This is a genomic window from Lysobacter sp. HA18 (assembly GCF_054057595.1).
In genome coordinates, this window is sequence record NZ_JBSRZL010000001.1 from 1,275,603 (window position 1) to 1,289,999 (window position 14,397).

The following is a 14,397-nucleotide window of genomic DNA, read 5'->3' on the forward strand; positions in this document are numbered from 1 at the left end:
GACCATGCACGACGTACTCGTCCGCTCGCAGCGGATCAATAACTGGGACGACGGCGTTCGCGCCGCCGCGCGCATCGCCGCGATGCTGCATGGCGCGCTGACGGCCGTGCACGTGGTGCCGGTCGGGTTGCCGCCGCTATCGCCTTACGACCCCGGAATGCTCGTCGCCGCTGCGGCGCTGGAAGTCGCGCGCCAGCGGCTCGAATGCGACGGACGTGCAGCCGAGTTCGACGCATGGGCCGCATCGCTGGGCGTTCGCGGCAGCGCATGGCTGTCGTCCGCCGGCGATGCTGCGCGTGCACTGCGCTCGGTCGCCGGTTCGCACGATCTGCTCGTCGCGGAGGTCGATCCGACGTCGGACGATCCATGGACGAATCCGTCGGGCGTCGGTCGGCTCGCGTCCGCGACCGGGCTTCCGACGTTCGTCCTGCCCACGCCCTGCATGGACGAGCTGACGTTCGGAACGGTCGTGGTCGCCTGGGACGGCTCGTCCGGCGCCGCCGCCGCGCTGCATTCGGCGCGCCCCTTCATCGAGCAGGCGACGCGGCTCGTCGTCCTCGACGGCTCCCGAGGCGCGATCGAACCGACGCTGCCCGCGCTCGACCTGCGCCACGCGCTCGCACGACATCGAACCGAAGCCGAAATCCGCACGATCGACGTGGGGGATGGCGGCGAGGGAACAGGCGCGGCCTTGCTGGCAGAGGCGCGTGCGCTCGGTGCCGACCTGCTCGTCATGGGCGCCTACGGCCACGCGCGCCTGACGGAGTGGGCGCTGGGCGGCGTGACTCGGCATGTGCTGTGCCATACCGACATTCCGCTGCTGCTGCGCCACGAGCGCTAGCCGAGCCGGAAAAAGAAAAAGCCGGCGCGAGGCCGGCTTTTTCAATCGATCTTTTGGTCGGGGAGACAGGATTCGAACCTGCGACCTCTACGTCCCGAACGTAGCGCTCTACCAGACTGAGCTACACCCCGACAGCTGAGCCGCAAAGTTTATCGGGCGGCGGCGTTCGCGACAAGGGGCGGTGAAGCCGTCCGTGGGCCGGCGCCCGTCGCCGCTAAACTGTGACGTCCGATCCGCCCGCTTCGGGGAACCCCTTGATCAAGCCACGCACGCCGGCCGGAGTCCTCGAACTCCTGCCGCCCGACCAGATCGCCTTCCAGCGGATGCTCGACGTCATCCGCCGCAATTTCGAGCGCTTCGGCTTCCTGCCGGTCGAAACGCCGGTGATGGAGCTGTCGGAGGTGCTGCTGACGAAATCCGGTGGCGAAACCGAGCGCCAGGTCTACTTCGTGCAGTCGACCGGCGCGCTAGAGAAGGCGGGTGACGGCGTGCCGGAAATGGCCCTGCGCTTCGATCTGACCGTGCCACTCGCGCGCTATGTCGCCGAGCACGAGCACGACCTCGCATTCCCGTTCCGCCGCTACCAGATGCAGCGCGTGTATCGCGGCGAGCGCCAGCAGCGCGGCCGCTTCCGCGAGTTCTACCAGTGCGACATCGACGTCATCGGCAAGGACGCATTGAGCGTCCGCTTCGACGCCGAGCTTCCCGCCGCGATCCACGCCGTGTTCTCCGAACTCGACATCGGCGCATTCACCATCCAGCTCAACAACCGCAAGCTGATGCGCGGCTTCTTCGAGCAGCAGGGCGTGACCGATGCGCAGCAGCAGGCGCTGGTGCTGCGCGAGGTCGACAAGCTCGACAAGCGCGGTGCGGATTATGTGCGCGAAACGCTGACAGGCGAGGGCTTTGGACTTGCGGCGGACGCTGTGGATCGCATCCTGCGCTTCGTCGAGATTCGCTCGACGTCGCATGCCGATGCGATCGCGACGCTCGATCGCCTCGCGACCGAAGGCGACGTCAACGAAGCGCTCGCGACGGGTGTCGACGAATTGCGCGAAGTTCTCGAGCTCGTGCGCGCGATGGGTGTGCCCGAGACCGCCTATGCGCTCAATCTTTCGATCGCACGCGGCCTCGACTACTACACCGGCACCGTCTACGAGACCACGCTCAACGACTACCCGCAGATCGGCTCGATCTGTTCGGGCGGTCGCTACGAAAACCTCGCGAGCCATTACACGAAGTCGAAGCTGCCGGGCGTCGGCATTTCGATCGGCCTGACGCGGCTTTTCTGGCAGTTGCGCGAAGCGGGCCTGCTAGGCGCCGCTGAAAGCACCGTGCAGGTACTCGTGACGCAAATGGACGCCGCGCACCTGCCGCACTGCCTCGCCGTCGCGAACGACCTGCGCCACGCCGGCTTCAACACGGAAGTGGTGATGGAAGCTTCGAAGATCGCCAAGCAGTTCCGTTACGCCGATCGCGCCGGCATCCGCTTCGTCGTAGTGCTGGGCGACGACGAGATCGCCGCGAACAAGGTGACGGTCAAGGACCTGCGTCGCGAAGACCAGTTCCAGGTCGACCGTGCGGAGCTTGCATCGACGCTGCGAGTCGAACTCGCTCAGCCGGTGGTGCGCGCATGAAGCCGGTGCATCTGGATGGTCGCTCGCTGACGCGCGCGCAGGTGCTGGCCGTTGCGTACGGCGCGGCAGTGGAACTCGACGAAGCGCAGCTGCCCGCAGTCGCACGCGCTGCGGATTTTCTTGCCGAGCAGGTAAGCCGCGAAGAACCGATCTACGGCGTGTCGACCGGCTTCGGCAGTAATGCCGATCGCCTGCTCGGCTCGTATCGCCTGCGCAATGGCGCGGGCAGTGACGCGAATAATCCGCACGAATCACTGCATGCGGAACTGCAGCGCAACCTGATCGTTACGCATGCGGTTTGCGTGGGTGAGCCGTTCGCGCCGGAAGTGGTGCGCGCGATGCTGTGCATCCGCATCAACACATTGATGCGCGGACATTCGGGCATTCGCGTCGACACGCTGCGTGCGCTAGCTGCGATGCTCAACGCCGGTGTCGTGCCCGTCGTGCCGCAGCTGGGTTCCGTGGGCGCGAGCGGCGATCTTGCGCCCCTGTCGCATCTCGCGATCGTGCTGCTGGGTGGCGGCGAAGCGTTCCTCGGCGGCGAGCGACTGCCGGGCGCTGAAGCGCTGCGTCGCGCTGGACTTCAGCCGGTCACGCTCTCGTACAAGGAAGGCCTCGCGCTGAACAACGGCACGGCGCAGATGCTCGCGACGGGCGTGCTGGCGCTGGCCAAGCTCGAGGATCTTGTCGACACCGCCGACCTCGCGGCCGCGATGACGATCGATGCGTTCGCCGGCCGTCTCGGTGCATTCAAGCCCGAGGTGCATGCGCTGCGTCCGCATCCGGGGCAGGTCGCGGTTGCCGCGCATCTGCGTCAGCTGCTCGAAGGTTCCACGCTCGCCGACATTCCGTATCACCTGGTGCCGCGTTTCCGACCGTGGCTGCCGGAAAGCTGGGCCACTGATGAGGCGCGCGAGCTGCGCTTCGACATCGGTTGGGACTGGGTGCCGCTGTCGCAGCGCCACGGCCGCGAGAAGTTCTATGACCGCTTCCGCCCGTTCCGCGGCGGCAAGAAGCATCAGCCGCAGGACAGCTATTCGCTGCGTTGCGTGCCGCAGGTGCACGGCGCGGTTCGCGACGCGCTGGCGCAGGCCGCCCGCGTGCTCGACATCGAACTCAACTCGCTGACCGACAACCCGATCATCTTCCCCGACGCGCAGGCCGAACACGTCGAGGACCAGGTCGTCTCCGCCGGCCATTTCCACGGCATGCCGCTCGCACTCGCGATGAGCTACGTCAAGGCGTCGATTCCCGTGCTCGCGAGCATCTCGGAGCGTCGCCTCAACAAGCTGGTCGATCCCGCGACGAACGACGGACTGCCGGGCTTCCTGATCGGCAACGAGGACGCGACCGAGTCCGGCTTCATGATCGTGCAGTACACCGCAGCGGCGATCGTCAACGACCTCGCGAGCCGCGCGATGCCGGCGTCGGTCTATTCGATTCCGACCAGCGCCAACGCCGAAGACCACGTGTCGATGGGCGCCAACGAAGCGCGCCACGTGCTCGCCATGGCTGAGGATCTCGGCAAGGTGCTCGGCCTCGAGCTGTACACCGCCGCGCAGGCGCTGGACCTGCGTCGCGACATGATCAATGCCGCGCGTGCGCTGGCGCGTGCCGGCTCGCTGGACGATCTCGCATCGAAGGTGGCGTGCTCACCCGCGGCATCGTCGTCGGACCGCGACGCGTTCATGGCGGAGGTCGACGGACTGCGTCGTGAGCTTGCGGAAGCGGGCGAGTTCGGCCCGGGCACTGCTGTGCAGGCCGCGCATGCGGTCATCCGCGAGTCGATCGCCTTCATGGGCTTCGACCGCGCTATGGACGGCGACGTTCAGGCCGCGGTGCATCTGGTGAAGGACGGACGCGTCCTCGCCGCGGCGCGGCAGGCCGTACTGGGCGACGCCATCCACTGAGGGTGCCATCGCAGACGATACCCCTGAACGGGCCGGATGAACTCCGGCCCGTTTTCATTTGCGGCATTGACCAGCGGCCGTCTGCCCATTAATGTACTAACGCGCTATTACATTGGAACGACGATGAAGCGACGCCCGCCGCTCGAAGACGCCGAAAAGCAACTGTCCCTCGAGGTCCTCGCCGAGGCCTTTGCCGCCCTGCGGTCGGGCGACGAGGTGCTCGCGTTCCTCGAGGACCTCTGCACGCCGGCCGAACTCGAGTCGATGAGCGATCGCTGGCGCGTGGTTCCGTACCTGCAGGATCGCGTTCCGTACCGCGAAATCCATGACGAGACGAAGGTCAGCGTCACCACGATCGGGCGCGTTGCCCGAACCCTCGAACACGGCGCCGGCGGCTACCGCATCGCCACCAAACGCCTCGCACGCCGGCCGCGCAAAGAGAACGCATGAGCTCCGTCATCGAACCCCGCGATCGCCTGCGCATCGCCATCCAGAAGTCCGGCCGCCTCGCCGACCCCGCCCGTGCACTGCTCGGCTCCTGCGGCCTGAGCTGGCGCGAAAGCCGCGACCGCCTGTTCTGCTACGGCGAAGCGCTGCCGATCGACCTGCTGCTGGTGCGCGACGACGACATTCCCGGTCTCATCGCCGATGGCGTGTGCGATCTCGGCATCGTCGGCCGCAACGTGCTTGGCGAGCAGGACCTTGAACGCCAGCGCGGCGGTGCGCCCTCCGCATTCCGCGAGCTGGTTCCGCTCGGTTTCGGCGGTTGCCGACTTGCGCTCGCGGTGCCCGATGACTGGAGCTGGACGGGTGCGTCGCAGGTCGAAGGCACGCGCATCGCGACGAGTTATCCGGCGCTGCTGCGCGGCTGGCTGGACGGGCAGGGCATCAATGCCGACATCGTGACGCTGTCGGGCTCGGTCGAAATCGCGCCGCGCCTGGGCCAGGCCGACCTGATTTGCGACCTTGTTTCCAGTGGCGCAACGCTCGCCGCGAACCAACTCAAGCCGGTCGCGACGCTGCTCGAAAGCGAAGCCGTGCTCGCAGGGCCGGCTGCCGAATTCGAAGGCGAGCGTGCACTACTTGCCGAGCTTCTGCTGCGCCGTCTCGAAGGCGCGCTGCGTACGCGCCACAGTCGCCTGCTCATGTTCCAGGCGGAGCGTTCAGCGATCCCGCGCCTGCTGCCGCTGTTGCCCGACGCCGAATCGCCGACGGTCCTGCAGGTCGATGGTGCCGACCGCCTCGCGCTGCAGGCGCTCTGCCACGGTCGCCTGACATGGCAGCGTCTTGAAGACCTCAAGCGAGCGGGCGCGCAGGGCCTGATGGTGCTGCCAGTCGAGAGCATGCTGGCATGAAGCGCATCCGCTGGTCCGAACTCGACGCCACGGCGCGCGAGGACGCGTTGCGTCGTCCTGCACAGCGGGTTGCCGATGACGTCGCGTCGTCGGTCGCGACGTTGATCGCGCAGGTGCGCCGCGACGGCGACGCAGCACTCCGCGAGCTCACCACCCGTTTCGACGGCGTCGATATCGGGCGATTCGACGTCGACACTCAAGCGTTCCTCCACGCACGCGCCGCGTTGCCCGACGCGTTGAAGCGCGCGATCGACGATGCTGCCGAGCGCATCCGCGTCTTCCACGCCGCCTGCATGACCTCACCCGTCGTCGTGGACACCGCGCCGGGTGTGCGCTGTGAGCGCGTGTTGCGTCCGATTCGTCGCGTGGGCCTGTACGTGCCGGCAGGTTCCGCACCACTGCCTTCGACCGCACTGATGCTCGGCGTACCTGCGCAGCTTGCAGGTTGTGCCGAAGTCATCCTGTGTTCGCCGCCGCGAGCCGACGGCACCGTCGATCCCGCCGTTCTGTATGCCGCGCAGCGCTGCGGAATCCAGCGCGTGTTCGCGCTCGGCGGCGTGCAGGCGATCGCCGCGATGGCGTTCGGCACGGCCTCGATCCCGAAGTGCGACAAGCTGTTCGGGCCAGGCAACGGCTTCGTTACCGAAGCGAAGCGCCAGGTCTCGATGACGGAAGGCGGCGCCGCGATCGACATGCCGGCTGGGCCTTCGGAAGTGTTGGTCATCGCAGATGCCGGCGCGAATGCGACGTTCGTTGCGGCGGATCTGCTCTCGCAGGCTGAACACGGTCGCGACTCGCAGGTCGTCCTGATCAGCGACGACACGAATGTGCTCGATGGCGTCGCCGCCGAGATCGATCGGCAACTGCGTACTTTGCCGCGCGCGGACATTGCACGTGCTGCGCTCGAAGCCTCGCTCGCGATCGAAGTAGACACGCTCGACATCGCGTTCGACATCAGCAATTCGTATGCGCCCGAGCACTTGATCCTCGCGCTTCGCGAACCACGGGGCTGGCTCGACCGGGTCGATGCCGCAGGTTCGATCTTCCTCGGCGACTGGGCGCCCGAAGCGCTCGGCGACTACTGCAGCGGCACGAACCATGTGTTGCCGACGGGCGGGGCGGCGCGTTTCACGGGCGGGCTCAGCGTGGCCAGCTTCCAGGTCGCAATCACCGTGCAGGAAGTCGCGCGCGAAGGTCTCGCCGCGATCGGGCCGTGTGCTGTCGAACTCGCAAACGCGGAAGGGCTCGACGCCCACGGCCGCGCTGTCTCGCTACGGTTGGAGGCTTTGGCATGACGTCGCCCATCGACCTCGTGCGCGCGGATCTGCGTGACTTCGCGGGCTATCGCTCGGCACGCAGCGACCGGCTGACCGGCGACGTGTGGCTCAACGCCAACGAGTCCGCGTGGCCGAACGCCGCGGACGACGGGAGCGCACGCCGATATCCGGACCCGCAGCCGCAGGCGCTGCGCGAGAAGCTGGCGTCGCTCTACGGCTGCGCGCCCGAGCAGCTTCTTGCAGGTCGCGGCAGCGACGAAGCCATCGATCTGCTGGTGCGCGCGCTGTGCGCGCCAGGGCAGGGCGCCGTCGTGACCACGCCACCAACATTTGGCATGTACGCGGTGAGCGCGCGACTCCACGGCGTGCGAGTGGTCGAAGTTCCTTTGGTCGATGGCGAAGGTGCATTCCGCTGCGATATCGACGCGGTCGGAGACGCGTCGCTCGCGTCCGGTGCGACGCTCGTCTTCCTCTGCTCGCCCGGAAATCCGACGGGCGACGTAGTGCCGCTCGACGACGTGCGCCGCCTTGCCACGCGCCTCGAGGGACGCGCCGTCGTGGTGGTCGACGAGGCTTATCAGGAGTTCGCGTCGACGCCATCCGCGCTTACGCTCCTCGGCGAAACGAACAACGTCGTCGTCCTGCGAACCTTGTCGAAGGCGCATGCACTCGCCGGCGCGCGGCTCGGCGTTGCGATCGGCGATGCCGACCTGATCGCCGTGCTGCGCCGCTGCCAGGCGCCGTACCCCTTGCCTTCGCCATGCATCGCGCTCGTGAGCGATGCACTGGATGACGCTGCACTCGCACGCACCCGCGGGGCAACGGCGCTCGCCGTGCAGGAACGCGCGCGGCTCGCCGGAGCGCTGCGCGTCGCACCCGGCGTGCGGCTTGTCTATCCGTCGGCATCGAACTTCGTGCTGGTCCGTTTCGACGATGCGCAGGGCGCATTCGACGCGCTGCTGTCGGCCGGCGTCGTCGTTCGTGACGTTCGCGCGCAGCCCGGTTTGGGCGATGCGCTGCGCATCACTGTCGGACGGCCGGACGAGAACGATCGCGTGCTGTCGGTGCTCGCTGGAGCGATCGCATGAGCACGCCGATCCTCTTCGTGGATCGCGACGGTACGTTGATCGAGGAACCGTCCGACTTCCAGATCGACGCCTTCGAAAAGCTGCGCTTCGTCACTGACGTCATCCCGGCGATGCTGAAACTGCGCGACGCCGGCTACGAGTTCGTGATCGTCTCCAACCAGGACGGCCTCGGCACGCCGGGCTATCCGCGCGACACGTTCCAGGGCCCGCACGACCTGATGATGCAGGTGTTCGAAAGCCAGGGAATCCGCTTTCGCGACGTGCTCATCGACACAAGTTTTCCCAGCGAAAACGCGCCGACGCGCAAGCCGCAGATCGGCCTGATGACGTCGTATCTGAAGGATCGATCGATCGACTGGTCGCGCTCGGCGATGGTCGGCGATCGTCCGACGGATGTGCAGTTCGCCGACAACCTCGGCATCCGCGCGTTCCAGCTGCGCACGTCGCAGTTCGGCGGTGAGTGGGATTGGACGGGCATCGCGCACGCACTCGTCGACGCGCCGCGCACGGCGCGTGTCGAGCGCAATACGAAGGAAACGCGGATCACGGTCGACGTCGATCTCGACCGGGCTGCCGAGCCGAAGATCAACACGGGACTCGGCTTCTACGATCACATGCTCGAACAGATCGGCAAGCACGGCGGCTTTGCATTGGACCTGACCTGCGAAGGCGACCTGCGCATCGACGAACACCACACCGTCGAGGATTGCGCACTCGCACTCGGCCAGGCGCTGCGTCAGGCGCTCGGCGACAAGCGGGGCATCGGGCGATACGGCGCGGCAGACGAGGCGAACGGCGAAGCCGAAGCGACGCCGTCATACGGGTTCACCCTGCCGATGGATGAATCGCTGGCGAGCGCCGCGCTCGATTTCTCCGGACGCCCGTACTTCGTATTCGAAGGTGACTTCAAGCGCGACCGCGTCGGCGAACTGCCGACCGAATTGGTGCCGCACTTCTTCCGGTCGTTGTGCGAAGCCGCGGGGCTGAACCTGCATGTGCGAGTGCAGGGCAACAACGATCACCACAAGGTCGAAGCCTGTTTCAAGGTCGTCGCGCGCGCGCTGCGTCAGGCGATCAGGCGCGAAGGTCGCGAGCTACCGTCGACAAAGGGCGCGCTCTGATGGACGTGGTGTTGATCGACGCCGGCGGCGCGAACATCGGCTCGGTACGTTATGCGTTCGAGCGTCTCGGCGCGAGCGTCCGCTTCAGCGCCGATGCGAATGAAATCGCCGCTGCAGAACGCGTGGTGCTCCCGGGGGTCGGCGCGGCGGCAGCAGGCATGGCGCGACTGCGCGAGCTCAATCTCGTCGACTGCGTGCGATCGCTGCGGCAACCGCTGCTCGGCGTGTGCCTCGGCATGCAGCTGTTGTTCGAGTCGTCGGAAGAAGGCGATGTCGACTGCCTCGCGCTGCTGCCCGGTCGCGTACGCAAGCTCGGCAGCGCGCCGGGGCTGCGCGTCCCGCACATGGGCTGGAATACGCTCGAGCGCGTGCGCGACGATGCGCTGCTCCCCAACGTCGGTGACGGCGACAACGCCTACTTCGTCCACTCGTACGCTGCGCCTGTCACCGACGACACGATTGCGACGTGCACGCACGGCGAGCGCTTCGCCGCCGTCGTAAGGCGCGGCAATCGCATGGGCGCGCAATTCCATCCCGAGCGGTCTGCAGCCGTCGGCGCACAGCTGCTCGAGAATTTCCTGAAGGTACCGGCATGACCGATTTCACCGTCTACCCGGCGATCGATGTTCGCGAAGGCCGCGTCGTGCGCCTCAGGCAGGGCGACTATTCGCAGGAAACGCGCTATGCCGACGATCCGCTCGCGGTAGCGCGGCGGTACGCGGACGAGGGTGCGACGTGGCTGCATCTCGTCGACCTCGACGCCGCGCGCGATGGCGGCTATTCCATCGGCGACCTGCTGACGCGCATCCGCGCGGCCACCGGACTGCGCGTGCAGACCGGCGGCGGCGTCCGCTCGGTCGACGACGTGCAGCGCCTTCTCGATGCCGGTGCCGATCGCGTCGTCGTTGGGTCGCTGGCGGTGCGACAACCGCAAGCCGTGGCGGGTTGGCTCGCGAAGTTCGGTAATGAGCGCGTCACCGTGGCGCTAGACACACGCGAGGCCGAGGGCCGCTGGACATTGCCAACCGAAGGCTGGACGCGCACCGGCGGTGTCGATCTGTTCGACCTCGTCGAGCTGTACGCCACTGCCGGCCTGCGGCATCTGCTGTGCACCGACATCGGGCGCGACGGCATGCTTGCCGGGCCGAATCTCGATCTATACGCGGCGCTGATCCCACGGGCCCCGTCGCTGCGGGTGCAGGCATCCGGCGGTGCGCGTTCGGTCGAAGATGTGCGTGCTGCGCTTGAATCCGGCTGCGCGGGCATCGTGCTCGGCAAGGCACTGCTCGAAGGGCGACTGAGCGTCGCGGATGCGTTGGCCGTCGCAACGGAAAGCGCACCGTGCTGAGCCGCCGCATCATTCCATGCTTGGACGTGCGCGACGGCCGAGTCGTCAAAGGCGTGCGTTTTCGCGACCACGTAGACATGGGCGACATCGTCGAGCTCGCGCTGCGTTATCGCGACGAAGGTGCAGATGAACTCGTCTTCTATGACATCACGGCGAGCCCGGAAGGCCGCAGCGTCGACCGCGGCTGGGTCGAACGCGTGGCGCGATTGATCGACATCCCGTTCTGCGTAGCGGGCGGCATCCGCCGCGTGGAAGACGCGCGCGAAATCCTGCACGCGGGTGCCGACAAGATTTCCGTCAATACGCCCGCGCTGGAGCGGCCCGAGCTGATCGACGAACTGGCCGCCGCATTCGGCGTGCAGTGCGTCGTCGTTGGTCTCGACAGCCTACGCGATGATGACGGTGAGTGGCGCGTGCGCCAGTACACGGGCGATCCGTCGCGGACACGCGCGCTCGCGCGTCGCACGCTCGACTGGATGGTCGAAGCGCAGGGTCGCGGTGCTGGCGAGATCGTGCTGAATTGCATGGGCAGCGATGGCGTGAGAAGCGGCTACGACATCGAGCAATTGCGCGAGGCGCGTCGACTTTGCGACGTTCCGCTCATCGCATCGGGCGGCGCCGGCGACGCCTCGCACTTCGCGGACGTCTTCCGCGACGCCGATGTCGACGGCGCGCTCGCCGCAAGCGTGTTCCACTCCGGCACCGTGCGCATTCCGCAACTCAAGCGGGAACTGGCCGCGGCCGGAATCGAGGTGCGCCGTGCGTGATCCGATCACCTTCGACGCCGACATCATCGACTGGGCGAAACAGGATGGCCTGGTCGCCGCTGTGGTGCAGGACGTGCGGACCCTGCGCGTGCTGATGGTCGGCTGGATGGACCGCGACGCGCTCGCGCATACGCTCGCGACACGTCAGGCGACGTTCTTCAGTCGCACGCGGCAGCGGCAATGGACCAAGGGCGAGACGTCCGGCAACGTGCTCGACGTCGCCGATGTGAAACTCGACTGCGATGGCGACACGCTTCTGGTGCTCGCAACCCCACGCGGCCCGACCTGCCATCTCGACCGCGCAAGCTGCTTTCCGGATGCACCGGGCGACTTCCTGTCGACGCTCGATGTACTTGTCGAGCGTCGCGCGTTCGAGCGTCCAGACGGCAGCTACACGACCAAACTGTTCGACAGCGGCGTACGCCACATCGCGCAGAAAGTGGGCGAGGAGGGCGTCGAGACCGCGCTCGCGGGCGTGGTGCAGGACGACGGCGCACTGCTCGGTGAATCCGCCGACCTGCTGTACCACCTGATCGTGCTGCTGCGCGCGCGCGGCCTGTCGCTGAACGACGCGGTCGGTGTGCTGAAGCAGCGCCACGGCGCTACGCAATAGCACCGCGCCGCTGCTAGGCTTCGGCCTCGTCCCGGAGGCCACCATGACCCGTTCGCTCCTCGCGCTCGCGCTGCTCACGTTTGCCTCGTGGTCGCATGCGCAGCCCGCGTCTTGCAACAGCGCGGTGTATGAAGATCGCAACGGGAATGGTCGTCGCGATGCGGGCGAGCCCGGCCTCGCGAGGATGCGAGTGTCCGACGGCGTTCGCATCGTCACCACGTCGGCGGACGGCCGATTCGACTTGCCCGCCGAGCCGGGTCGCACCCTGTTCGTGATCAAGCCCGCGGGCTTCGATGCGCCTCGACGTGCCGACGGCCTGCCGCTGTTCTGGGCGCATGCGCCGCATCGCTCGGCACCGGTGTTGCGCTACGGCGGGCTGCGCGATGCCGGCACGACGTGTCCATCGTTCGGGCTGCGTCATGCGAAACCGCGTAACGCTGATCTCGACGTTCTGGTATTCGCCGACACGCAGCCCAAGTCCAAGATCGATGTCGGCTATTACGAACGCGACATCGTCGAGCCGCTGCGGCGTCGCGATGGTGCACCTGCAGCCGATCTCGGCCTGACACTCGGCGACGTCGTCAGCGACGATCTTTCGCTGTATCCCGACATGACTGCGCTGACGACGCGTCTCGGCGCGCCGTGGTTGCACGTCGCAGGCAATCACGACGTCGATGCGGACGCGAAGAGCGATACCGACGCGCTGCTGACGTTCCGCCAGCAGTTCGGCCCGGATACGTTCGCCTGGGAAGAGCCGCAGGCGGATTTCGTCGTGCTCGACGACGTCATCTCGCGCCCGGGGCAGAAACCGGCGTACATCGGTGGACTGCGTGACGACGAGTTCGCGTTCCTCGAGCATTACCTCCCGACGCACGATGCGAAAAGACTGCTCGTGGTCGCGGTGCACATCCCGTTGTTTCCGGATGGCGGCGAGACCTTCCGCAGCGCTGATCGTGAACGCCTGTTCGCACTGTTGAAGGATGTGCCGCACGTGCTGGTGCTGAGCGCGCACGGCCATGTGCAGCGCCAGTTCTTCCACGACGAGAAGACCGGCTGGCATGGCGCGTCGCCGCTGCAGGAATACAACTCGGGCGCGGCCTGCGGCGCGTACTGGTCGGGCGTCAAGAACGCCGCGGGGGTGCCGGATTCGACGATGCCCGACGGGACACCAAACGGCACCGCGCGCCTGATCGTCTCGCATGACGGCAGTTACAGGTTGTCGTGGCAGCCGGCGGGCATCACTGCTGACTCCGGCGATGTCACGCGCGCGATGCGCCTGCATGCACCGCGCGTGCTGCGTCGTGGCGCATATCCTGCGTGGGGCGTGTACGCGAACGTCTGGATGGGCACGCCGGACCAGCGCACCGAATTCCGTGTCGACGGTGGCGACTGGGCGCCGATGAAGCGCGTCGGACAGCCGGACCCGTGGTTGCTGAGCGAAAACGTGCGCGACGACGAGGCGGCGAAGCTACGCGGCTACGACCGCTCGCCGGAAGCGCAGGCGTCGACGCATCTTTGGCGCGGTGCGCTGCCGACGAATCTTCCGGTCGGATCGCATCGCATCGAGGTACGCACGTTCGATCGCTGGCAGGGCGAGCAGCACGCGGACACGACGTACTCGCTGCAGGACGCCGAGCCGTAACGCGAGTCGCGGCGCGCGTCGCTACACCGACGCGATCGAACGGAACCTAGATCCCGACGTCGGCAAACGTCTCGACGCGGCGATGGCCGTGCGTCGCATCGCCCGTGCGCGGCTGCGGATAGTCGTTGCGACGGTCGATCAACACCGCCTGCATGCCTGCGTCGCGCGCGGCGTCGAGTTCCTCGACAACGTCCGACAGGAACAGGATGTCGCCCGGTGCAATGCCTATGCTTTCGGCGATGCGGCGATAACTGTCGGCCTCGCGCTTTCCGCCGACCTCGGTGTCGAACCAACCTGAGAACAGCGGCGTCAGATCCCCGGCGTCGCTGTGACCGAAGAACAGGCGCTGCGCTGGCACACTGCCCGACGAATAGACGTACAGCGGATAACCCGCGTCATGCCATTCGCGCACCGCGACCGCGGCGTCGGGATACAGGTGCGCGGTGAAGTCGGCGCTGCGATAACCCGCGTTCCAGATCATGCCCTGCAGCGCCTTTAGCGCCGTGTGCTTGCGGTCTTCGTCGATCCAGCCCTGCAGCACTTCGACGATCGTATCGTCGCTGCAGATTCCGCCCTGTTCGACAGCAACCGCATCGAGCCAGCGTCGCACTTCAGGCTCGTTGCCGTGCTCGCGCACGAAGCCGGGGAGTGCGCGGCGAGCATACGGGAACAGCACATCCTTCACGAACGAGATGCTGCTGGTGGTGCCTTCGATGTCGGTGAGGATGGCGCGGACGGGCATGCTTTCGTCGCTCGAGTTGGCCGCCGCGAACGCGTCGCAGGAAGGCGAATACGTAG

Annotated in this window: 14 protein-coding genes and 1 tRNA gene; 13 read left to right on the forward strand and 2 right to left on the reverse strand. The window is 67.1% G+C overall.

Annotated elements, in window-relative coordinates; all coding sequences use genetic code 11:
- Positions 1-4: 4 nt before the first annotated feature.
- Positions 5-841 (forward strand): universal stress protein, encoded by an 837-nt coding sequence (locus tag ACVWWW_RS06465; RefSeq protein WP_155914245.1) that lies wholly within the window; start codon positions 5-7, stop codon positions 839-841.
- Between the two features lie 54 nt (positions 842-895).
- Here the strand turns inward: ACVWWW_RS06465 and ACVWWW_RS06470 are convergent.
- Positions 896-972, reverse strand: a tRNA-Pro gene (locus ACVWWW_RS06470).
- Positions 973-1,095: 123 nt separating this feature from the next.
- On the opposite strand from ACVWWW_RS06470, the gene hisS reads away from it, so the two are divergent.
- The 12 genes from hisS to ACVWWW_RS06530 all read left to right on the forward strand — a co-directional run bounded on the left by hisS (position 1,096) and on the right by ACVWWW_RS06530 (position 13,599).
- Positions 1,096-2,478 carry a histidine--tRNA ligase gene (gene hisS / locus ACVWWW_RS06475; RefSeq protein ID WP_027082691.1) on the forward strand — a complete coding sequence of 461 codons (1,383 nt, stop codon included), beginning with the start codon at positions 1,096-1,098 and terminating at the stop codon, positions 2,476-2,478.
- Positions 2,475-4,388, forward strand: coding sequence for an aromatic amino acid lyase (locus tag ACVWWW_RS06480; RefSeq protein ID WP_027082692.1), 1,914 nt, complete (start codon positions 2,475-2,477; stop codon positions 4,386-4,388). Before hisS ends, ACVWWW_RS06480 begins: the two co-directional genes overlap by 4 nt.
- Before the next feature lie 123 nt (positions 4,389-4,511).
- Positions 4,512-4,838, forward strand: coding sequence for a YerC/YecD family TrpR-related protein (locus ACVWWW_RS06485; RefSeq protein ID WP_027082693.1), 327 nt, complete (start codon positions 4,512-4,514; stop codon positions 4,836-4,838).
- Positions 4,835-5,743 carry an ATP phosphoribosyltransferase gene (hisG, locus tag ACVWWW_RS06490; protein WP_027082694.1) on the forward strand — a complete coding sequence of 303 codons (909 nt, stop codon included), beginning with the start codon at positions 4,835-4,837 and terminating at the stop codon, positions 5,741-5,743. The genes ACVWWW_RS06485 and hisG overlap by 4 nt, the downstream gene beginning before the upstream one ends.
- The gene (hisD, locus tag ACVWWW_RS06495) at positions 5,740-7,038 is read left to right on the forward strand and encodes a histidinol dehydrogenase (RefSeq protein ID WP_027082695.1); all 1,299 of its coding nucleotides are present in this window, start codon (positions 5,740-5,742) and stop codon (positions 7,036-7,038) included. Before hisG ends, hisD begins: the two co-directional genes overlap by 4 nt.
- On the forward strand, positions 7,035-8,108 hold the full coding sequence (hisC, locus tag ACVWWW_RS06500) for a histidinol-phosphate transaminase (protein ID WP_027082696.1): 1,074 nt from the start codon (positions 7,035-7,037) through the stop codon (positions 8,106-8,108). Before hisD ends, hisC begins: the two co-directional genes overlap by 4 nt.
- Positions 8,105-9,229, forward strand: a complete 1,125-nt coding sequence (hisB, locus tag ACVWWW_RS06505) for a bifunctional histidinol-phosphatase/imidazoleglycerol-phosphate dehydratase HisB (RefSeq protein WP_027082697.1) — start codon at positions 8,105-8,107, stop codon at positions 9,227-9,229. Before hisC ends, hisB begins: the two co-directional genes overlap by 4 nt.
- Entirely contained in the window at positions 9,229-9,825 is a 597-nt protein-coding gene (gene hisH, locus ACVWWW_RS06510; RefSeq protein ID WP_027082698.1) for an imidazole glycerol phosphate synthase subunit HisH, read from the forward strand. The genes hisB and hisH overlap by 1 nt, the downstream gene beginning before the upstream one ends.
- Complete coding sequence (gene hisA / locus ACVWWW_RS06515; protein WP_027082699.1) at positions 9,822-10,577, forward strand: 1-(5-phosphoribosyl)-5-[(5-phosphoribosylamino)methylideneamino]imidazole-4-carboxamide isomerase; 756 nt, start codon at positions 9,822-9,824, stop codon at positions 10,575-10,577. The genes hisH and hisA overlap by 4 nt, the downstream gene beginning before the upstream one ends.
- Positions 10,571-11,344: an imidazole glycerol phosphate synthase subunit HisF gene (hisF, locus tag ACVWWW_RS06520; RefSeq protein ID WP_027082700.1), complete on the forward strand. Its 774-nt coding sequence runs from the start codon at positions 10,571-10,573 to the stop codon at positions 11,342-11,344. Before hisA ends, hisF begins: the two co-directional genes overlap by 7 nt.
- Entirely contained in the window at positions 11,337-11,957 is a 621-nt protein-coding gene (gene hisIE / locus ACVWWW_RS06525; RefSeq protein WP_027082701.1) for a bifunctional phosphoribosyl-AMP cyclohydrolase/phosphoribosyl-ATP diphosphatase HisIE, read from the forward strand. The genes hisF and hisIE overlap by 8 nt, the downstream gene beginning before the upstream one ends.
- A gap of 43 nt (positions 11,958-12,000) precedes the next feature.
- Positions 12,001-13,599, forward strand: a complete 1,599-nt coding sequence (locus ACVWWW_RS06530; RefSeq protein ID WP_027082702.1) for a calcineurin-like phosphoesterase C-terminal domain-containing protein — start codon at positions 12,001-12,003, stop codon at positions 13,597-13,599.
- A gap of 46 nt (positions 13,600-13,645) precedes the next feature.
- Here the strand turns inward: ACVWWW_RS06530 and mtnC are convergent, their stop codons facing one another.
- Complete coding sequence (mtnC, locus tag ACVWWW_RS06535; protein ID WP_027082703.1) at positions 13,646-14,341, reverse strand: acireductone synthase; 696 nt, start codon at positions 14,339-14,341, stop codon at positions 13,646-13,648.
- Between the last annotated feature and the right edge of the window lie 56 nt (positions 14,342-14,397).